This is a genomic window from Halobacillus sp. ABA4_118 (genome assembly GCF_056160205.1).
Genome location: NZ_JBSWWS010000001.1, coordinates 2515486 through 2535240, shown reverse-complemented (window position 1 = coordinate 2535240; position 19755 = coordinate 2515486). Strand labels below are relative to the sequence as shown.

At 47.2% G+C, this 19755-nt stretch carries 24 protein-coding genes; 5 read left to right on the top strand and 19 right to left on the bottom strand.

Translation table 11 applies throughout. The features are described from left to right. Window positions 1-41: 41 nt before the first annotated feature. Both ACXAGL_RS12675 and ACXAGL_RS12670 read right to left on the bottom strand, forming a co-directional pair. On the bottom strand, window positions 42-647 hold the full coding sequence (locus tag ACXAGL_RS12675; protein WP_474991313.1) for a GNAT family N-acetyltransferase: 606 nt from the start codon (window positions 645-647) through the stop codon (window positions 42-44). Further along, a complete protein-coding gene (locus ACXAGL_RS12670) occupies window positions 644-958 on the bottom strand; it encodes a hypothetical protein (RefSeq protein ID WP_474971890.1) in 315 nt (104 codons plus the stop codon). Before ACXAGL_RS12670 ends, ACXAGL_RS12675 begins: the two co-directional genes overlap by 4 nt. Window positions 959-1073: 115 nt before the next feature. On the opposite strand from ACXAGL_RS12670, the gene ACXAGL_RS12665 reads away from it, so the two are divergent. After that, window positions 1074-1946: a DMT family transporter gene (locus tag ACXAGL_RS12665; RefSeq protein ID WP_474967754.1), complete on the top strand. Its 873-nt coding sequence runs from the start codon at window positions 1074-1076 to the stop codon at window positions 1944-1946. 48 nt (window positions 1947-1994) lie between these two features. On the opposite strand, the gene ACXAGL_RS12660 is transcribed toward ACXAGL_RS12665, so the two are convergent. Continuing rightward, the gene (locus ACXAGL_RS12660; RefSeq protein ID WP_474967753.1) at window positions 1995-2183 is read right to left on the bottom strand and encodes a hypothetical protein; all 189 of its coding nucleotides are present in this window, start codon (window positions 2181-2183) and stop codon (window positions 1995-1997) included. Between the two features lie 125 nt (window positions 2184-2308). On the opposite strand from ACXAGL_RS12660, the gene ACXAGL_RS12655 reads away from it, so the two are divergent. Continuing rightward, entirely contained in the window at window positions 2309-3283 is a 975-nt protein-coding gene (locus ACXAGL_RS12655; RefSeq protein ID WP_474967752.1) for a S66 family peptidase, read from the top strand. Between the two features lie 290 nt (window positions 3284-3573). Here the strand turns inward: ACXAGL_RS12655 and ACXAGL_RS12650 are convergent, their stop codons facing one another. Beyond that, entirely contained in the window at window positions 3574-4323 is a 750-nt protein-coding gene (locus tag ACXAGL_RS12650) for a (S)-benzoin forming benzil reductase (protein WP_474971893.1), read from the bottom strand. Window positions 4324-4461: 138 nt separating this feature from the next. Here ACXAGL_RS12650 and ACXAGL_RS12645 point away from each other — a divergent pair, with 138 nt between their 5' ends. Continuing rightward, window positions 4462-5097, top strand: coding sequence for a YczE/YyaS/YitT family protein (locus ACXAGL_RS12645; protein ID WP_474967750.1), 636 nt, complete (start codon window positions 4462-4464; stop codon window positions 5095-5097). A gap of 26 nt (window positions 5098-5123) precedes the next feature. Here ACXAGL_RS12645 and ACXAGL_RS12640 read toward each other — a convergent pair whose 3' ends face one another. The 7 genes from ACXAGL_RS12640 to ACXAGL_RS12610 all read right to left on the bottom strand — a co-directional run bounded on the left by ACXAGL_RS12640 (window position 5124) and on the right by ACXAGL_RS12610 (window position 10580). Beyond that, the gene (locus tag ACXAGL_RS12640) at window positions 5124-5561 is read right to left on the bottom strand and encodes a hypothetical protein (RefSeq protein WP_474971894.1); all 438 of its coding nucleotides are present in this window, start codon (window positions 5559-5561) and stop codon (window positions 5124-5126) included. A gap of 101 nt (window positions 5562-5662) precedes the next feature. After that, on the bottom strand, window positions 5663-6550 hold the full coding sequence (dat, locus tag ACXAGL_RS12635) for a D-amino-acid transaminase (RefSeq protein ID WP_474967748.1): 888 nt from the start codon (window positions 6548-6550) through the stop codon (window positions 5663-5665). Between the two features lie 164 nt (window positions 6551-6714). Beyond that, entirely contained in the window at window positions 6715-7263 is a 549-nt protein-coding gene (locus tag ACXAGL_RS12630; RefSeq protein WP_474967747.1) for a hypothetical protein, read from the bottom strand. Between the two features lie 98 nt (window positions 7264-7361). Continuing rightward, the gene (locus tag ACXAGL_RS12625; protein ID WP_027956593.1) at window positions 7362-8774 is read right to left on the bottom strand and encodes a SpoVR family protein; all 1413 of its coding nucleotides are present in this window, start codon (window positions 8772-8774) and stop codon (window positions 7362-7364) included. An 87-nt stretch (window positions 8775-8861) separates the two neighbouring features. Continuing rightward, the gene (locus ACXAGL_RS12620; protein ID WP_474967746.1) at window positions 8862-9356 is read right to left on the bottom strand and encodes an N-acetyltransferase family protein; all 495 of its coding nucleotides are present in this window, start codon (window positions 9354-9356) and stop codon (window positions 8862-8864) included. Window positions 9357-9462: 106 nt separating this feature from the next. Next, the gene (locus tag ACXAGL_RS12615; RefSeq protein ID WP_474991312.1) at window positions 9463-10005 is read right to left on the bottom strand and encodes a YhcN/YlaJ family sporulation lipoprotein; all 543 of its coding nucleotides are present in this window, start codon (window positions 10003-10005) and stop codon (window positions 9463-9465) included. Window positions 10006-10115: 110 nt separating this feature from the next. Then, window positions 10116-10580: a hypothetical protein gene (locus ACXAGL_RS12610; RefSeq protein ID WP_474971896.1), complete on the bottom strand. Its 465-nt coding sequence runs from the start codon at window positions 10578-10580 to the stop codon at window positions 10116-10118. Between the two features lie 184 nt (window positions 10581-10764). On the opposite strand from ACXAGL_RS12610, the gene ACXAGL_RS12605 reads away from it, so the two are divergent. Then, complete coding sequence (locus ACXAGL_RS12605) at window positions 10765-10998, top strand: YhdB family protein (RefSeq protein ID WP_474967743.1); 234 nt, start codon at window positions 10765-10767, stop codon at window positions 10996-10998. 31 nt (window positions 10999-11029) lie between these two features. Here ACXAGL_RS12605 and ACXAGL_RS12600 read toward each other — a convergent pair whose 3' ends face one another. Continuing rightward, window positions 11030-11683, bottom strand: coding sequence for an SDR family NAD(P)-dependent oxidoreductase (locus tag ACXAGL_RS12600; protein ID WP_474967742.1), 654 nt, complete (start codon window positions 11681-11683; stop codon window positions 11030-11032). A 188-nt stretch (window positions 11684-11871) separates the two neighbouring features. Here ACXAGL_RS12600 and ACXAGL_RS12595 point away from each other — a divergent pair, with 188 nt between their 5' ends. Then, complete coding sequence (locus ACXAGL_RS12595) at window positions 11872-12480, top strand: TetR/AcrR family transcriptional regulator (RefSeq protein WP_474971898.1); 609 nt, start codon at window positions 11872-11874, stop codon at window positions 12478-12480. Window positions 12481-12648: 168 nt separating this feature from the next. Here the strand turns inward: ACXAGL_RS12595 and ACXAGL_RS12590 are convergent, their stop codons facing one another. The 7 genes from ACXAGL_RS12590 to ACXAGL_RS12560 all read right to left on the bottom strand — a co-directional run bounded on the left by ACXAGL_RS12590 (window position 12649) and on the right by ACXAGL_RS12560 (window position 19705). After that, a complete protein-coding gene (locus ACXAGL_RS12590; RefSeq protein WP_474991311.1) occupies window positions 12649-14070 on the bottom strand; it encodes a dihydrolipoyl dehydrogenase family protein in 1422 nt (473 codons plus the stop codon). A gap of 3 nt (window positions 14071-14073) precedes the next feature. After that, window positions 14074-14463 (bottom strand): DUF1499 domain-containing protein, encoded by a 390-nt coding sequence (locus ACXAGL_RS12585; protein WP_474967739.1) that lies wholly within the window; start codon window positions 14461-14463, stop codon window positions 14074-14076. A gap of 124 nt (window positions 14464-14587) precedes the next feature. Then, window positions 14588-15574: an anti-sigma factor domain-containing protein gene (locus ACXAGL_RS12580; protein WP_474991310.1), complete on the bottom strand. Its 987-nt coding sequence runs from the start codon at window positions 15572-15574 to the stop codon at window positions 14588-14590. Continuing rightward, a complete protein-coding gene (gene sigI / locus ACXAGL_RS12575; protein WP_474967737.1) occupies window positions 15571-16308 on the bottom strand; it encodes an RNA polymerase sigma factor SigI in 738 nt (245 codons plus the stop codon). The genes ACXAGL_RS12580 and sigI overlap by 4 nt, the downstream gene beginning before the upstream one ends. Window positions 16309-16669: 361 nt before the next feature. Next, window positions 16670-17497: a S1C family serine protease gene (locus ACXAGL_RS12570; protein ID WP_474991309.1), complete on the bottom strand. Its 828-nt coding sequence runs from the start codon at window positions 17495-17497 to the stop codon at window positions 16670-16672. 250 nt (window positions 17498-17747) lie between these two features. After that, window positions 17748-18755 (bottom strand): TIGR00341 family protein, encoded by a 1008-nt coding sequence (locus ACXAGL_RS12565; protein WP_281659365.1) that lies wholly within the window; start codon window positions 18753-18755, stop codon window positions 17748-17750. 119 nt (window positions 18756-18874) lie between these two features. Continuing rightward, complete coding sequence (locus tag ACXAGL_RS12560) at window positions 18875-19705, bottom strand: aldo/keto reductase (protein WP_474967735.1); 831 nt, start codon at window positions 19703-19705, stop codon at window positions 18875-18877. Window positions 19706-19755: the final 50 nt, after the last annotated feature.

The window sequence follows — 19755 nt, the reverse complement described above, 5'->3', positions numbered from 1 at the left end:
GAAGAAGCCACTGCCAAGTGAAAAGCAGGCATTGATGAAAATCAATGCCTGCTTTTTCTTTTTTTCCACTCCCTCCGGAGAACCGCATAGACGGCCGAATCCCTCCAAGCGCCTTTCACGAAAATATCCTCCCTCAGTGTTCCCTCTTTAACCATTCCGATTTTCTCGAGCACCCGCTGGGAGGCTTTGTTTTCCGGACTGCTCAGTGCTGTGACGCGATGGAGACCACACACGTCAAAACTGTACGCCAGCATCAGACGGCAGGCTTCTGTCGCGTATCCCCGCCCCCAGTAATGATGGTGGATGATAAAGCCGATTTCACCGACGCCATCCCAGTCCTTGATATTCAACTCTATATTTCCGATCACCTGATCGGCGCCTTTCTCCACAACCGCAAATACATACCGCGAGCGGTGTTTCTGCCTGGCATCAATCAGCACCTGACGGACAAAAAATCTGCTTTCTGTTTCTGTATGCGGCCCCCAGGGCTGGTATTTAACGGTATCCGGATCTGAAGCGTAGGGATGGAATTCCTCCCAGTCTTCCGGGAGAACCTCACGGAGATAGAGGCGTCTCCCTTCTGCGGTTACCTGAATCCCATGATCATCCGACGGAGTCAGATCAAACGGTATTCTGCTGTTCGTCATACGTTTGTCCTGAACGCTTCCATCCATGCACGGGGATGTTCATTCACTAAAAATGTCCGCACGCCCTTCATTGTATGAAGGTAAAGAAATCCGGAGCCCTGGGAAAATTCTTTGTAGGACACATCATGGACGTCCTTAAGCTGGAATGTTTCATCCGGGCATACGACTGAATCCTCATATAATTCCAGGCTTTCCTCCCTTTCCTCATAAAGCTGTTGATTATTACGGATCGTCCGTGTTTTAACAATGATGGGATGAGCACAAATCACACCAATCGTCCCTTCTCTATTTTGTCTGTCTCCATTATACACGACCTCCTCTTCTTTTTTAGGATTGAAGTAATTCTGCTTTTCATCCCTCTTGATTTGTATTAGGATGGTTAAGGTGTTTTTGAACAACCTAAGAACAACTGGAGGAACATCAACCATGACAAATCGTAATAAAGGAATTGTATTACTGCTCATATCAGCGTTCGGTTTTTCCATGATGGCTGCCTTAGTCAAGCTGTCCGGTGACGTTCCAACCGTGCAGAAGACACTGTTCCGCAACCTCGTTTCCGCTGTCATCGCTTTTGGATTTGTTCGCTATAATAAAGAGCGCCTGTTCGGAAAGAAGGAAAATCAAAAGCTTCTGCTTTCCAGGTCCGCCCTCGGTACCATCGGGATGGTTCTATACTTTTACGCCATTGATAACCTTGTGTTGTCCGATGCGGATATGCTGAATAAACTGAGCCCGTTTTTATTAATTATCTTCTCTGCCATCTTTTTAAAAGAACGGACGAGACCGTACCAGCTTATCGCCATTGCCGTAGCTTTTGCAGGAACACTCCTTATTATCAAGCCGGCATTTTCACTTGAATTCATTCCATATGCGGCCGGCCTGTTTTCTGCGGTGTTCGCTGCCGGAGCCTACACGCTGCTGCGCGTCCTTGGGGATAAAGAGAAATTCTACACCATCGTGTTCTACTTCTCTTTTTTCACAACGATCACCCTGCTGCCGTTCACGATCGCTTTTTATGAACCGATGACAGCCAGGCAGTGGGCCTACCTGCTGGGTGCCGGTGCATTCGCGACGCTCGGCCAGTTTGGTCTGACGATTGCCTATAAATTCGCTCCTGCCCGTGAAATTTCCATCTTCTTTTACTCCACGGTTGTTTATTCGGCCCTGATCAGCATTCTTCTGTTCGGCCAGATTCCAGACCTTCTGAGTGTTGCTGGTTATTTCACTATATTTGGTGCTTCCCTTTACATGTTTTTGAAAAACAATAAAGAAGCAAAAAAACAGGCGAAGGCCTCATAAACAGGAAAAGGACGGAGCGGCTGCGCTCCGTCCTTTCTGTGCTGTGGATCAGTCCCCGCTGTCTCCTGCATCACCGCTGTCTCCTCCCATGATTCCAGGTGCGTAAAACGAGGCATCCCGTTTTTTCTGATGCAGGCTGGGCTTTTGCTGCTTTCTTAATGGATTTCGTATAAGGTAGACAATAACCATGGTAAAAAAAATAAGGACGCCCCCAAGTCCGAGAATGGTTTCCCACATGTTCTCCACCTCCTTCTTTCTTCTTTACGAATCAGCTTTCCTTAAAGATTCAAAATTTTAACAAATCATAGACACCTTCCGATTCCTTTGATATATTTAAATGATTCGTAAAAGGAGGGCTCCTGATGATACCTGAAAAACTAAAACAGGGGGATGAAATACGGGTCATCTCTCCAGCCAAAAGCTTGTCCATCGTCGCTCCCGAACAGCAGAAGCTCGCTCTCCAACGCTTCAAAGACATGGGGTTTACAGTAAGCTTCAGCACATATGCAGCAGAAGCACCGACCCTTTTTTCCAATCCTGTGGATCACAGAATCTCGGATATTCATGAAGCGTTTAAGGACCCTTCTGTTAAAGCTGTGCTTACAACATTGGGAGGATACGACAGCAACCAGCTGCTGAATCGTTTGGATTATGATTTAATCAAAGCCCATCCCAAAATTTTCTGTGGGTATTCGGATATCACAGCACTGGCCAACAGCATCTACCATAAAACAGGACTGGTCACATACAGCGGCCCACACTTTTCTACTTTCGGTATGGAAAAAGGTCTGGACTATACGCTGGAGCATTTCCGGATCATGTTAACAACAAACGCCCCTGTAAACATCGAACCAGCTGCTCAATGGAGTGATGATGCGTGGTACCTTGATCAGGATGACCGTACGTTCCACCCTAACCAGGGCCCTGTCGTCATTCAAGAGGGAAAAGCATCCGGCACGTTGATCGGAGGAAACCTGTGTACGTTCAATCTGCTGCAGGGAACTTCCTTTATGCCGGAGCTTGCCGGTACGGTTCTTTTCTTGGAAGATGATGAGCTTTCCAATCCAGAAACCTTTGATCGCGACCTGCAGTCCCTCATTCACCAGCCTGGATTTGATCAAGTGCAGGGGATTGTGATCGGCCGGTTCCAAACGGCTTCAAATATGGATCTTCATACACTGACTGCTGTCATTGAAAGCAAACCGGAGCTTGCTCACCTCCCTGTCATTGTTCAAGCTGATTTCGGCCACACCAGCCCGATTTTCACCTTTCCCATTGGAGGATATGTAGAAATACACGCTGAAAAAAGCCAGGTCAACATCCGTCTCCACGGATAGAAAAACCGTGTATTAAAGCTGTGGAGTGTTCTCCACAGCCACCAGGAGAGCACCAATCCCTTTCCGCCCCGGGATCTATTGAGCTCACGTGGAGCGCACGGTGGTGATGCCTGCGGGAACAGCACGGGCCGAAGATCCACTTGGGCAGGCGACCTTCCTGACCAAGTCAGCGGAGGGGTGCCCGCAACATTCATCCACCAATAAGCGGAATGTGACCCTTTGCACGACAAATGGACAACTCTCACTGGTTAACTAACAAAAAAACCACCCGTACAAGGGTGGTTTTTTTGTTAGTTAACGAGGTCGTATAAGCGGTACACTTGTCCGTTTGTGATTTCCTGACCCAGTAGATTCATGAGTACCTCAGCCACTTCCTCCGGAGAACGCAGGACATTTTCTTCCTTCATCTTTTTGAATTTATCCACATCCGCAAACGCGGATTCACTGGAAGAACGGATTTCCTGCTGCATATCCGTATCCATGACCCCTGGACTAAAGGCTAGAATCGTATGGCCGCTGCCCTCCTGCTCAAGAGCAAGCGTCTCTGTAAAACGGTTCAATGCAGCCTTGGAACTGCTGTACACACTCCAGCCGTGAATACTCTTTTCAGCAGCTCCGGACGTAATCATCACGATGCCAAGCTTGACACCGGCTTCGGACGCTGCCGGAAGCAGTTCATTCATAAGCAGGATCGGAGCTGTCACATTAATCTGCATGTGCTTCTGCACTGCTTCAGCATCAAGATTTCCTGCTGTTTCAATCGGTTCTACGACACCGGCATTATTGACGACGTACACGTATTCCGTCTGTTCATGAAAAACTTTTTCCTTTACCACATCTGCAACATTCTTCAAATCGGCAAGATCATTCAAGTCTGCCTTAATGTGCTCAAAACTTCCAGCTTTCTCCTCATTCTGTGCCTCCAGTTTTGCATTTCCTGAACGGGAAATCCCTAAGACGTGGACCCCCTGTTTTATGAATTTTTCTGCCACCGCTTCCCCGAGTCCTCGGGACGTTCCGGTAATGACTGCATATTTCATGTCGTATCCTCCTTCTTCTTTGTATAGGATAGAGGGAACCGATCATCCTCTCCCTCTTCCACAGCCGGCTCTCTTTACATCGAACTTTTCAAGCGATATGATGAACAAAGCAAATGTGTTCGTGCAAAGGAGCCGATCATGAAGTATTTCTTTCTCTTCATTATTTACGTTGCGGGCCTGGTCGTGTCGAGCCTCGGCCTTGCCCTGATCATAAAATCCGGCCTCGGTGTAGGACCGGGGGACAGCATTGCCGTTGGTTTGTCGATGCATTTACCTGTCACTGTCGGCAGCGTGATGATTGCCGCCTTCATCATCCTTCTTCTCGTCAATGCGCGTCTTGAACGGAAACGGCCGCAGTATGAATCGTTAATTCCGATCATCCTGCGGGGCCGTACCCTTGATCTGTTTTTATACGGATCATTGGAAAAACTGGATGTACAGGTATGGTGGGGCCAGTGGGGCATATTCAGCCTCGGCCTCCTCGCCACAGCTGTCGGGATATCGGTATACCTCCGGACCCCGTTCCCGCGTATCCCACTCGATCATTTCATGATGATCATGAACGAGAAAACCAATCAGTCCAAAAGCTCCATCCGGATCTTTTCCGAATCCGGCATGGCGTTGATCGGCTTTTTACTGGGGGCACCAGTAGGCTTTGGCACGTTGATTGTGGCGATTCTGCTCGGCCCGCTCATTCAATGGACCTTCCAGTGGGCCCGCCCCATTGCCAGGCTCTGGTCAGATTCCGAGAAACAAGCCGCTCAAAAAGCGTGATGCTCTCATCACGCTTTTTTGGGCGGTTATTTTTCAAAAGTTAAGTGAGTAACACCTGTTTCTTCAAGTTTCCGTCCGATTTCTTCTTCGATTTCCATCCGTTTCTCCATCTGCTCATCTGTGAGTTTATCTCCAAGCGGACCATAGATGTTCGTCAGTTCTCTCTCTGAAAGCTTTTCCACCAGCTTGTCCCAGAAGCTGAACTCATCATATTCCTCGACATGGGTATCCATCAGTCTGGATTCATAGTCCACATCAAGATCATGGACTCCCAGCTGTTCATGGTGCGTAACCTTGTCTTCCAGACCGCCTTCTTTATATTTTGACAGAACGGCTTCCCGGACGTCCTCAAACTGTTCATCCAGCTCCATTTTTGTCGAGTTGACCATCCATGTTCCAAGAAACACCGCTTCTACAAGCTTTTCATATTGGTCCTGCGTTAAATCCAGCTTTACATTCGGCACGATTTCCGCCCCTTTCCTTGATTTCATCTGCATTATAGCATACGTGAAACCACAGCACACAAAGAAAGCCGGCAGCGTTTCCGGCTGCCGGCTGTTTTTATTTATTCCGCTGCTGCTGTGGAGAATAGGCAGGCCTCTTCCGGAAGTCCTGCATCCTGTTCATAGCACTTTTGGAGTGTCCGTGTAACCGGCCCCGGTTTTCCATCGGCGATGATCAGCTCATCCACTTTTAAAATCGGCATAACTTCAGAAGTACTGCTCGATAAGAAGACTTCATCCGCGTCCTGCAGATCTTCTAATGAAAATGTTTCTTCAATGAACTCGATGTTCTTCTGCTGACAAAAAGCTTCTACACGCATTCTTACACAGCCGTGAAGAATGTTCTTTTTAGCAGGATGGGTATAGACCTTTCCGTCCTTGACCAGGTAGGCATTGGAGGAGCTGCATTCGGTCACTTCCCCATCTTTATGAAGAATGGCTTCATAACTGTCCTTCTCTTTAGCTGCCTGTTTAGCCAGAACATTTCCAAGCAGGTTCAGACTCTTGATGTAGCACCAGTCCCAGCGTACATCATCATGTGTAATGGTGGTTACGCCATTTTTCAACTTCTCCTCAGGTCTTGGGAGATCTTTCACATAAGCGTAAAGGTTCGCCTCAATCTCATCCGGAAAGGCATGATCCCTTGGCGCAGAACCTCTTGTGATCTGCAGGTAAACCTTGGCATCACCAGTGACGTGGTTTTTCTCCAGCAGCTCGTCAAGTTTGGCATACAGGTCCTCTTTCGTATAAGGAACCTGGATCTTTATAGCTGCTGCGGAACGATATAACCGCTCCACATGCTCATGAATTAAGTAATAACGGCCGCCGTAAATACGGATGACTTCATAAATACCATCCCCGAACTGCAGCCCGCGTTCTTCAAACGGATAGCTCAGCTCATCCTGTCCGACAAAATCATCCTGTGTCAAAATATGGTTATAAATCGTCATTCTTTACCTCCTCAGCATTCCATAACAGATTAAGAACTAGTTTAACAGAAAACGCGGACCATTTGTTCTATCTTCTTTAAATCTTTCTGTATCACGAAAAATATCGGCCCACACCCTTGTTACAGAAGGATTTGGACCTTCTAACATCAGGGTATGCGCCGCCATTACTGGATGTTTGGTTCTATTTCAATAACCGCTTCCACCACGGGAAGGTGATGCGGAGTCCGCTCCCCTTCTTCCTTTTTCATTGGATAAAAGGCTACATGGAGGTCTTCCAGCGATTCATCATAATGAAAGTCATCAAACTGCACATAACGGAATGTGGAGAAGGTGCCCTGCACAATGCCCTCGGTTTCTGCGTTATACGTCGTCCCATTGGAATCTACAGCTTTAACGAGGAATTCAATTTCTCCATCTTCCAGAAGCCATTCCTCGTCGTTCTGGTCAATCAGGGCGCCTCCGTCTCTGTACCACATCCCGAAATACAGCCCTGTCGAATCATTACGGCTGTAAAGTTTCGTAACAAGGATTCCGTTTCCCAGATCACTGACTTTGCTCGTTAACGCCTGAGGATGCTGCGTGGGCTCGTCGATCATCGGATACAGGCGGTCTTTCGTAAGACCATTCAATTCCCGGTTGTCAAAGAAAAACACGACCGCAAGCGTAAGGACAGCCAGAAAACCTATGATTGCCAGACGGACGTTACGCATCATGCCACCCCTTCTGCAAACGTTTTATTATCTCCTTATTATAGCAGATGCAGCGCCCTTTTCATGAAGAAAACTGCCCTTTTTCAAGAGCAGTTTTACACTTACACATATTTTTTCTGAACTTTTTTACCACTGTAGCTGAAGATGACATCGCGCCCTTCCACTTTCGTCTCCATATGCACCGGGCGTCCCCACAATTGATACACGTAAGGAAGCGTCTTCTCCAGGTAACTGACGTCCAGCTCCACGTCTTCATAATGGTGCTTCAAGTAGAGCTCTCCGCTTTTCACGTAGTCTCCGTCCTGCACGGTTAAATAGGGAAAGCCCCCGTTGACTCTCATTGTGACAAGCTGATCTCGGACCGCTTCATGATCTTTATCCGTAATCTTATATTTCTGCCCCTGTTTCTGGAACAGGTACAAATCTTCACGGCGGACAAGCTCTTTCGTTAAATAGTTGCGGATAAAGCTTTGATCGGATTCGATCTCCCTGACTTCGTACATCTTCTCGCGTCCCGTCCCTGGAACGACGCCGTGCTTTTTCATCTCTTCTGAAGGATTGTCATAGCGCTCCTCGATATCTTCAAAGATCTTCAAACCTAAGTAATAGGGGTTGAGCTGGGTTTTTGAAGGCTGGACAACACTTGCGTTCAATTTCGCAAACTCGATCGACTCGTCGCTGGTCAGATCCATTTCACGTAAGATTCTCGCATGCCAGTACGAGGCCCATCCTTCATTCATGATCTTCGTTTCGAGCTGGGGCCAGAAATACAGCATTTCCTCCCGCATCATTGTCAGGATATCCCGCTGCCAGTCTTCAAGCTCCCGGCTGTACTGTTCAATAAATAAGAGCAAGTCCTTCTCCGGACGAGGCGGAAACTTCTTTTTCTTTTTAAAACGGGGCTGATCTTCCGATGAGGATTCATCAATATTCCATAAGTCATCATATTCCGTAAGCAGCGCTTTTTCTCCACTGCTTTCCTCATCATCCACCGACCATGCCAGCTTCGGTCTTACGAGAGAGGGATCGATATGTTCCTGGATCGCCAGGACTGCGTCCAGGAAGGACTCCACTTCTTCCTTGCCGTAGAGTTTATCATAGGCAGCAATCCGTTCCGCTGTGGCAGCCATGCTTTCAACCATGTCCCTTTTCGTATTTTGAAAACGGGCATTGTTTTTAAAGAAATCACAGTGGGCAAGAACGTGGGCGACAATCAGCTTATTTTGAATCAGGCTGTTGGAATTCAGTAAAAACGCATAGCAGGGGTTGGAGTTGATGACGAGTTCATAAATTTTGCTGAGCCCGAGGTCATACTGCAGTTTCATTTTGTAGTACTGCTTTCCGAAGCTCCAATGGGAAAACCGCGTCGGCATACCATAGGCACCAAATGTATAAATAATATCATCAGGACAGACTTCATAACGCATCGGGTAAAAGTCGAGCCCGAATCCTTTGGCGATTTCCGTAATTTCGCGGATCGCGTATTCGAGCTTTTTCTGGTCATCTGGTTTCAAAGATGCCCCCTCCTTCAGTTTCGCTTACCTTACTATATGAACAGGAAAGAGCGAACATGAAGGTTACGGGCATGTTATATCCACCCGCTATAGAATTTTAGCCATCATGTATTCATCCAGAAGCTGCCCGTCCACCATCAGTGTCCTCTGCTTTCTTCCTTCTATTATGTATCCATGCTTTTCATAAAACCGGACAGCCCTTGTGTTCCGAACCATCACAGTCAGCTCAAGACGCAAAATTCCATGGTCCCGCGCCCATGCATCCACATATCCGAACAGCTCATCGGCCACTCCGTTTCCCTGCACCCTTTTCTTCACCCCTGTAATGATCTCTGCCGAGTGGCGGTTTCTCGGAGCTGCCCCTCCAAATACCGTGACATGCCCATTCAGCCCCCACTCGTCTTCAGAAAGAAGGAGCAGCGATCCTTGATGTTCTCTGCAATGTTGAATCATTCCTTCCACACGATCGAGTGTCCACGTGCGTTCATCCCTGCCATAAAGCAGGAAGTCTGTCTCTTCCTCAAGTTCTGCCATCAACCTTTTGTAACGTCCGGCATCATCTCTTTCCGCAGTTTGAATCACAGGCTTCCCTCCAGAATAGGTTTTTCTACAGCTTAACAGAAAACACCGGCAGGCAGCCTTTATACATAAAAAACCAGCTCCCCCAAAAAGGAAGCTGGTATACCCATTAGGAACGTTCATCGGGGAATATGCGGTCGACCATTTCTCCGAATTCACGGAAAAACCCTTGCACAGGTTCGCCATTTTCAACATCATCCACATAGTTGTTCGTCAAATCGACGAAATCAGGGTTTGTGGAAATATACACGTTGTTAATATCCTGATCGGAGCCTTTTACCGCTTCTTTGATCTGCTTTTCCATTTTATCGGAGACCTCATTTTTATCTCCTTTTGGATTATCCAATTCAGCGGCGACGTAGGCGTTATCACGTGTTTTTAATACATACGCGCGATCCACCCCGTCCACATTTCTTATAATGCGGTTGGCGGCATCTTTAGCCACATGGTAGTTCGTGTTGTGGACCATGCCTCGGTCATTGTCATATTGATTCGCTTTCTGGCCTTCCTGATACATGTTGTCGGCCTCGCGCTCAAAACTTGTATTTTCAACCCCATTGTAGTTACCGTCATTGCCGGCTTCCTGCTCCGCCTGACAGGCGACAAGAGAACCCGCTGCTAATAACCCAAGGGCAAGTGTCTTGATTTTCATTGGTATTCCTCCTTTCCGATTGCTTTTAGTATGTGTGTCCAAAACACAAATATGCGGTTGTAAAATCAACCATAAGAAAACCCAGATCCTTTTTGGACCTGGGTTTTCTTTCAAACGAAAGGAAGACTCCACCATATATGTATAAAGATAAGGTATACGAAAAGAATAGCATTAACAAACATTAAAAACGCTGGTACAAGTTTGAAGATTTCCTCCGTTTTCTTATAGCTCATCCTGAGGATGATAAAACCACCCACAAGCATTAGGTACAGGCTGATGAACCACACCCAGACATAGGAAGTATCACCGTCCCATCCCACTTCATATCCGATTCCATAAACCAGCCAGGGCGCCAGGAAAGCAAGAATGGCCAGAATCATAAAACGCCGGCTGCTTTTTATGTAATACAGCGAAATGGCGGCTCCTGCGAGGGATGCACATCCAATCACTTCACTAATCGTAATCATGACTCTCTGGACACTGTCGGCTTCAGCTGTGACAAAGCTCAGGAATAAGAATAGGCTGAAGGCGGCAAGAAGTCCCGTATGCGCATAAAGCTGCTGTTTCTCCGACATCCGAACGTCTCCCTCCGTAGATATAGCAAAAACTTTCCATTCCATCATAACAAAATTTCCATGGATCTGCGGAAGAAAAACGCATTTTTATGTCGAGTCTGGAAGAACTGTGACGATCTTTCAGTGTGGGGATGACCGCGGGTGGAGATACTAAAAACACTTCTTTCAAAAGGAAGTGTCAGCGATGAATACGTACGATTATGATAAAGCTCTCCACTATATGATATGGGGACAGTGGGATGATCTGCTTGTCCTTATGGTCCGGACCAATGATGAATTTTTGTCCAAAAAAATTGAAACTTTTCTGCATGCCTGTTACTACCCGAGCATGCACAAAGACCGCCTACATTCACACGAAGCCCTGCTCAGCTATATCGATCATGCTCAAACGACAACAATCGAAAGTTTTTCTTTATAAAAAAACCGCAGAATCCACTTCTGCGGTTTTCTCATTCCACGTCTGTACCTACGCTCCCGATCCGCTGGACGGCCATCGGTGATGTGTCATCCAACACTGTTGTGAACGCACGTGCCCACTCCTTTGTCCATTCCACATCATCCAGAACATGCACCATACCTGTTTGAACCTGACAGGGACCAGCTTCTTCCATAACAGCATGGACAAATGCTTCGACCGCCGCCAACCCTGAAGAGTTAAGGACAGACTTCTGCCGGACAGGGTGTTGAAAAACCGTAATGATTTTTCCTGCCCCCTGCTTCTTCATAACTGGAAACACCGCCTTTACAGGAAGGAAAATCCCCTGTACATTCCGCTCATAGGTACGCTGCCACTCTTCGACCGTGACGCTTTCCAACGAACCGGAGTCCTCAAAACGGGCATGGGTAACAAGGACATCCACCCTCCCAAAGGCATTCCTGGCAGCCTGGACAACATGTTCCATATCATTTTCTTCTGTGACGTCCGCCTGAAACGCAAGAACACGTCCAGCTCCCTTCTGCTCCAGTACTTCCTTAAATAGAAAAATATCCTCCGAATAACCGGTTACAGCAAGGGAGGCACCTTCGGCGGCCAGCTGAAGCGCCGCCTCTTTTCCCATGCCTTCTGCCGCTTCGGTTATGACGGCTGCGGTATTTCTTCTCATGATCCATTCCCCCTTTTAAGTACCTTCATGATTCCCATTTCTTGTTATTTCCATATTTTCATCATATCAAACCATCCCCAATGCCCGCGTCTTTTTTACAGAAGATTCACAAAGGCTTTCTGATTTGAAATATATGAATTGAAACAGTTCATAATTCGATGTATGATGTACGGGAAGAGGTGTGGCCGATGAATGGATTTGAAAAGCGGAAGGAAAGAAAAAAGCGCAGCATCCTCGATGCTTCCCTCTCCTTATTCGCTGAATATGGAGTACAGAAGGTCAGCATTCAGGAAATCGCAGCAAAAGCCCAGGTCTCCCAGGTGACCATCTACAATTATTTCGGTGGTAAAGATGAACTCGTCTTTGAAACGATCAAAAAGTTCTTCTACGAGCGGTTCGAACAGTTCCGTCTTATTGTACGGGACCCTGACCGGAGCTTTAAGGATAAAATCAACCATGTCATATTGGAAAAGAAAGAAAATATTCTGCATCTGGACCCAGGCTTTCTACAAACCGTTCTCACAGATCATCCTGGAATTCAGGAGTTTGTTCAATCGTTTACCCAGAATGAAACCATCCCGCTCTTAATGGAACTCATTGAACAGGGAAAAAAAGAAGGAGACGTACATCCCGATGTCTCTTTCCGATCGATTTTGTTCTTTATCAACGCTTTTTATCAGGCTCTGCAGTCGGCGGATCACTTGTTTGATGAATCGATTACATCCTTTACAGAGGAAATCACCCATATGTTCTTTTATGGGCTGGCCGGTGATCAGAGTCAACGCTTGAATCAATAAAACGATGAAAAAAGCTGTCGAATATTTTCCGACAGCTTTTTTTCGTCTTCCTCCTGAAGCCGTAAAAGAAATGGTACGAGGATCATGGCGCGAAAAAGCTATGCTGTATCGCAGGCATGCAGGCAGCCCTTTGTTTCCCAAGGGTCCGGATGTCATGTCCGCGCTCTTTTAACGCCATTTTTTCACATACCATTGAATCAAATCATTGACCCGGCTGCCGAACAACTTCTCCCTCCAATAAAGGTCTGATGTCTGGGATACGACATTATTGCGCGCGGGATACGGGTGAATGATGTTGGAAATCGATTGGAACTTTTTATTCAGCGCCTGTACGGTTCCTACTTCCTGCATCCATTCACCTGCCCCTTCGCCGACCGCATGGGCCCCGACAATGCGTCCTCTGTTGGTCGTCAGGATTTTCACTACGCCTGTCGTGTTCCGTTCCGCCATAAACCTGTCGTTATTTTCCAGTTTCGTCTTGAACGTCAACAGGTTATCGCCGTATTTTTCTTTTGCTTCCTTTTCTGTTAAACCAAGATGATAAATTTCCGGTGCCGTGTACACCACCCATGGAATCTTCTCATAGGAAGCTTTCCGGGAAAGACCCAGCACAGCGTTGGACACGGCGATTTTGCCTTCCATTCCGGCGACGTGTGTGAACGGCATCGACCCGTTACAATCGCCGACGGCGTAAATGTGATTCTGGGACGTTCTTAAGGAAGCGCTGACGGTAACCGCTCCTTTTTCTGTCTCCACTCCCGCATGTTCCAGCCCGAGACTACCGGTATTCGCCTTTCTTCCTGTCGCAACAAGAAGTTGTTCAGCCTCAAGTGTGTTTTCCACACCGTCTTTTGTATAGACGACTTTGACTCCGGTCTGCGTCTTTTCAATACGGTCCGCTTTTGCATTCGTCAAGATGCTCATTTCCCGGGCAGCTGTCTGCTGAGCGATCCCTGCAATTTCCTCATCCTCATTAGCGAGGATCGTATCATTCCCTTCCAATACGGTTACATCTACACCAAGACGGCTCATGGCCTGGGAGAGTTCAATACCGATAATCCCGCCGCCGATGACCACCATCGATGACGGCCGCTGGCGCAGAGAAAAAATGGTTTCATTCGTTAAGTAATCGACCTCATCCACTCCTTGGATCGGCGGGATGAAGGGGGAGGAACCTGTCGCGATCACGATCCGCTTAGCCGTGATCGTCTTGTCGCCTACGCGGAGTGTATGCGGATCTTGAAAGACAGCTTCTGCTTCATACAAATCGATGCCCATATCGATAAAACGGTCTTTGGAATCATGGTTCTGCACATCCTCCACCGCTTCAGCCACACGCTCCATCGCTCCACTGAAAAGCTGATCGTAGTCTTCATTAGAGAAGGATTGATAGTGAGAACTCGTGTGGACCTCCTTCGCAGCTTGTATGAGGGCTTTGGACGGCATGCACCCGTAGTGAAGGCAGTCGCCTCCAAGGTTTGGTTTTCTTTCAATAAGAGCCGTTTCTGCCCCGAAGCTTGCCGCTCCTGCGGCGACGGTAAGGCCCCCTGACCCGCCCCCGATCACCGCAATCTGATAGTCATAATCCATCGTCTATTTCCTCCTCATGCTTTCGTAATGTTCTGAGATGCTGTTCATCCGCTTCCTGTTGACCCCCATGTCCGAATACCCTGTACGGGAGGCAGAACGGAAGTGGATCACCTGTTCATCCTGATCAAAGTAAAATTCCACATCATCTTTGAATTTCATCCATTTCGACTGGACGATGCTGTGGATATAATTTTCTGTTTCCGTTTCAATCGTCGTTCTCTCCATTTGATGGAGCACTTCCTTCATGACCTGCTTAGAGGTTTCCAGGTCTTTGGAAAATGGAAGGGGGTCCATTTTTTTATCCTGCTGGCCGGCCTGTGTGGACACACAATTGGGGGATGACGGACATTCTGCCAGACGGCCGTCTTTTACACCCAGATACGGTTTACTCATCATTATTCCTCCTTTTACTCACACTACCTCTATATTCACTCAAAATACAATAAAAAAACACTCCCCATAAATCAGGAGTGTTTTCAGTCACATGGAATACTTTCTTATCAACAAGCCATGCCTTTTATGGAAAGGTCTCTGGGACAGGATCATCCCCGTGAACACCGGTAGCAGGACTGCGGGAAGACTGGTCTTCATGATGAAGGTCGAATTCTGCTTGTCCGGGAAGAAGCTCCGGCTCTTTTTCCAGATCGTCCCCAGGAGACTGCCGCTCCATCGAGTTCTGCGGTTCTACTTTTGGATGGACAGGTACTGAGTCAGAAAAATCGTCAGAAGTTTCACTGGTATCCTTTTCCCCTTGAGATGCCGGTTTCTGATAAAAGGATTGTATGATTTCTTTGTCCGTATCATCAATGGTTTCCGGGATATTCTCTGTGTCTTCGTTCAGATTCTCCTCATCCGTGAGCCGCTCCGCCATCCATTTATTCACAGAAAGATCGTCGTCCTTGGCCTTTCTGCGCCATTCGTCCGGAATAAGGTAGGCCGCGACAGTCATCTGTTTAGAGTTGTCGTTCAGCGTACCTTCCATTTCTTCTAAGTATTGGTGATCAAAATCTGATTCCAGATAGCTGATGCCGATGAGCACCTGGTTCCCCTCACTCACAAAACCGTGATCACGGCTCGCTTGAATCAAATCCATCGTTACATCCGAAGCATCTTCCTTCTTCCAATCTGAAAGAAGGGTGACAATTTCCTCCGCTTCCACGTTATTCGGCTCGATGTCGAGCACCTGCATTCGATCATTCAACTTAAGTTCAACACTAGGGTTGATGTCTATATTCATATAGGCAAAGGCCTGGTTGCTGCCATGCCAGGAGTATGCGGGAATTAAAACCATTAGAAAAAGCACAGCCGCCACGACGGCTTTTGTATAACGATACTGCAGCATTTGTGACCACTGCCGGGCCGCTTTACTTGAGGGGATGGATTGAAACTGCACTTCTGTCCCCACTTCTGCTTGAGCAATCGTAACAGCTCGATAAAAGCGGCCTTCATTCGTCATGACAATCATATACTCTTTCTTACGCTCCATGACAATGCCTGTTTTCACATGCCCACTCCTTTCAAATAGTCCTTAAGATATATATAATCCCCCTTGAAAATGAGAACGAGAGCAATGATGAACTTCCGATTTCTCTCCAATGTCTTTTTACTGACATCCACACGGTCGACTAAATCCTTAATAGGAAGGCGGCCCTTTTCAAGTACCTGTGCGCGCAGATCATCATCATCATAAACGAGCCGGGCCACTTGAACCGCTGATTCTCTTGCATCCCGATGCTTGGGAGAGACTTCAATCAATTCTTCAAAAGAAAGCTTATACCGCTCCAGCTCCTGCTGGAATTCAAGGATTTCCTCCCTGCGGTGCCAGGCTTCCGTTTCCAATTGATGCCGCTCTCTGGCTGCGGAAATTTCCAATGGATTCTCCATCTGCTCCTCCTCATGGAAGTCCTCATCCAGAGAGGTGACAGGTGGACGCTTCTGCTCATTACGAATGTAGTCGATCACTTTCCGTTTGATTACAAGACGGGCGAAGGATAGAAAGGAACTTCCTTTGTTCGAAGAATAGGATTGAATCGCTTCATTGAAAGCGAGCAGCCCAATACTGAATTCATCATCTCTGGCAGGGTCTATATATCTTTTACACACTTCAGAAACACTTTTGGCGATAAAAGGTTGATACTGCTTGAGCATTTCGTTTCTTGCTTCGTCATCTCCCTCTTTTGCTGACGCTACTTGTTCGTCCAGGGAGGCGTCATTTTTGTGAAAAAGACGTTTGATCAACCTTTACCACCTCCAGCCTACTAATGTTTTCGTATAAATCCGTTTATTTCTGGGTGTTGATCTATAAATTATTTCATTTATGTTACAGATTTGTATCAACCAATATGCCTGAAGTATGTGTTTGAATGAGTTTGGGCATAGGTATTGCATGTAAGCATGACCATTTTACTCAAAGAAAGGGGGACTGGTCTACCACATGAGGTTTACATTTTATTAAATAATCATTTCAAAATTCAGGCCATTCGTCCCCTTTTCCATCCACCTTTCGCCAATGGGACCGTATTCTACACCAAATGACAAAACTATCATCCAGTTTCGCGCACCGGAAAAGGACTTTCGAACTAAAAAAAAGAAGCTCCAATCATGGAGCTTCTCCTGACTGTTCATAATAATAATCAATCGGTACAGCAAGCCCGACACGTCCTTCGTCCTCGTCATTCATTGTAGCATAAACGACGGCGATGACATCCCCTTCTTCGTTGATGACTGGACTACCGGAATTCCCACGGTAAATGGGAGCATCCAACATAAGAACCTCCTGCTCCATACCGGAAACGTCCGTATAACCGAGCACATTACCTTGATTAGCGATCCCGGAGAAACGAAGGGGATTCCCAATGAAATAGACATGCTCATCCCTCTGAAACTGGGTGGAGGCGGCAAGGTCCAAGTGGGGAAAACCTTCCTCCCCATCCACCTGCAGGACGGCGAGGTCCACCTCAGGGTAAACGGCTTGAACCCCCGCACTAAATAATCCCTGTTCAGGAAAAGCTACTGCGATCCGTTTCTCCCCTTCGATGACATGATGATTCGTCAAAATCGTCCCGTCTTCAGATACGGCAAAACCGGTGCCCTTGCTCTGCCCTGCTTCTACAACGACGACGGCCTCTTTATATGTTTGAATGGTTTCATCATTAGATAACTGAGCTGAGGTCATCAGGAAATCCACCGCCGGAATGGAAAAGGTATTAGGCAGAGCAGCCGTAACGTTGACAACCATAACGCCGGCAATCAGCCAGAAAATCCATCTCGGAAAAGGACGCTTTTCTTTACGTTTTTCTCTTTCTTCACGATCCCGTTCCAGCGCTTTCCGCTTTTCTTCCTGCACGAGATCATACAGCTCTTCTTCATCTATTTCTTCATACAAATCCTCATCAATGATGTCTCTTTTTTCATCTTGATCACTCATCGGATTTGCCTCCAACTTTTATGAATTAGAGAACCCCCATGATCTTACTCATGTGTTCTCCGCTTCATCATTGTATCACGGTTAGGGGCGAAAAGCCGACCAGCAGAAAGGCGGTGGACATTTCCCGGGAAATACGACATTATTTTTGATAGATCAGTTATCATGCTGTGAACCATAAAAAAACATACGCTCCGGACGTATGTTTTTCCTCGGTAACCTGCGGGGGGCTCACTCAAAACCCGCTCGGCAATTATATGATTTTCTGACCTTCCAGAATGACGATGGCCAGGACAAGGATGATAATGCTGACAAAAACAATGGAAAGCGGACGGGAAACATTGGCTCTCTGGACCTCCTGCCATCGGACAGGGCGAATACCGCTGATGGAAAAGATCATAACCGCCGCAAGTATGATTGACATGATGTTGACTGTGACAAGCAGGAAGGCGCCGTAAGCTGACACAAACGCCCCGTCACCGATGGACATACCAAGGGCAACAGAAGGCGGCAGCAATGCAACCGCTACCATAACCCCGACAAGGTTTCCAGACAACCGGTTGAGAAAAGCAAGAGCACCGGCGGCCCCGGAAGCTACGCCGAGCGGGATGTCGATCAAAGTCACCTTTGTCCGGTCCAGATACTGACTGTTTTCCATTCCAGCATCCGTCACATAACCAAAAAGAATCGAAATGGCTAATACGATGAGTACACTATATAAGGAAGACAGAGCAGACTTGCCGAGCAGCTTATAGTCTCCAAGGATGGCCGAGAAGGCAATGGAGATGACAGGGCCGATCATCGGCGCAATCACCATGGCGCCGATAACGACCGCTTCACTGTCTTTGATGATCCCGACTGTTGCCACGATCGCTGAAAGTACGATTAATAGAGAATAGTTCCAGGAAATCCTGCTGTTTTTTTCTGCTGCATTCATTAGTTCATGGCGGCTCGCTCTCAGCAGTTTCGCTTTTTCTGCTTCCTGCTTCTCTCCTTCTTCCTCCACCGACTCGTTGATGGTTTCCTTGGATAAGTATGTCTGGACAGGGATCAGCATCGTTTCAAATCCTTCAACGACATTTGAGACTCCCTCTAAATAGTTGAGGATTTCCTCGACATCACTTGTATCGGCGAGCATCCGGACGAGCATGCGCTCTTCGGACTCGCTGGAAATCCAATAGGACCGGTGGTCGTATTGTTGAAGCTTTTCATTGATTGATTCAAAGTGCTTATCCGGGATATAAACTTCTATCAGCTGCACATTCAACAGACCATCCTCCCTGCCGGCACATTTTTTATTAATGTCCCACAAAGAGAGAAGCGCATACACCTCTGGTCCATTAAACCTGAAATCACCAGCCACGAAGGCTGGTGATTCCTTTATGCATCATAATCAAATTCATCCGGATGCTTGCCGATACGGTCCCCACTGTGCAGTTCGTCGATACGCAGCATTTCATCGCTCTTCAAGTCAAAGTCGAAAACGTCAAAGTTTTCTTTCTGACGATCCGGATTGGACGACTTCGGAATAACGACCACATCATGCTGCAGGTGCCATCTTAAAATAACCTGTGCCGGGGTTTTTTGATAGTTTTCAGCAAGCTGCTTTAAAATAGCGGCATCAAAATAGCGGCCCCGGGCAAGCGGCGCCCATGCTTCCAGCTGGATTCCTTTTTGATAACAGTAATCAGCAAGCGCTTCCTGGTAGAGGGCCGGGTGAAATTCCACCTGATTGACCATAGGGGCCACTTCTGCATCCTTCAGCAATTCATCGAGGTGATGCTCCATAAAATTGCACACCCCAATGGCTCTTACACGTCCCTCACGGTAAAGTTTCTCCAACGCTTTCCACGTGTCTTTGAATTTCCCAGGAACCGGCCAGTGAATAAGGTACAAGTCCAGTGTCTCTACTCCCAGTTTATCAAGGCTTCTATCAAAGGCTTCCAGCGTTTCTTCATATCCCTGTTCGTCATTCCACACCTTTGTAGTGATGAACAATTCATCCCTGGGCACCCCGCAGGCTTTGATCCCTTCCCCAACACCTGCTTCGTTCCCATAGAATGAAGCGGTGTCAATGTGGCGGTAACCAAGATCGACAGCGGATTGAACCGCTTGTTTAACTTCGTCTCCATCTTCCATTTTGTATACGCCAAGACCTACACGTGGAACTTTCACACCATTACTTAGAACGGCTTCAGAACGGATTCCCATCTAAAAAAACTCCTTTCTTTTATAAAAGCGCGGCCTGAAAAATGAAGCAT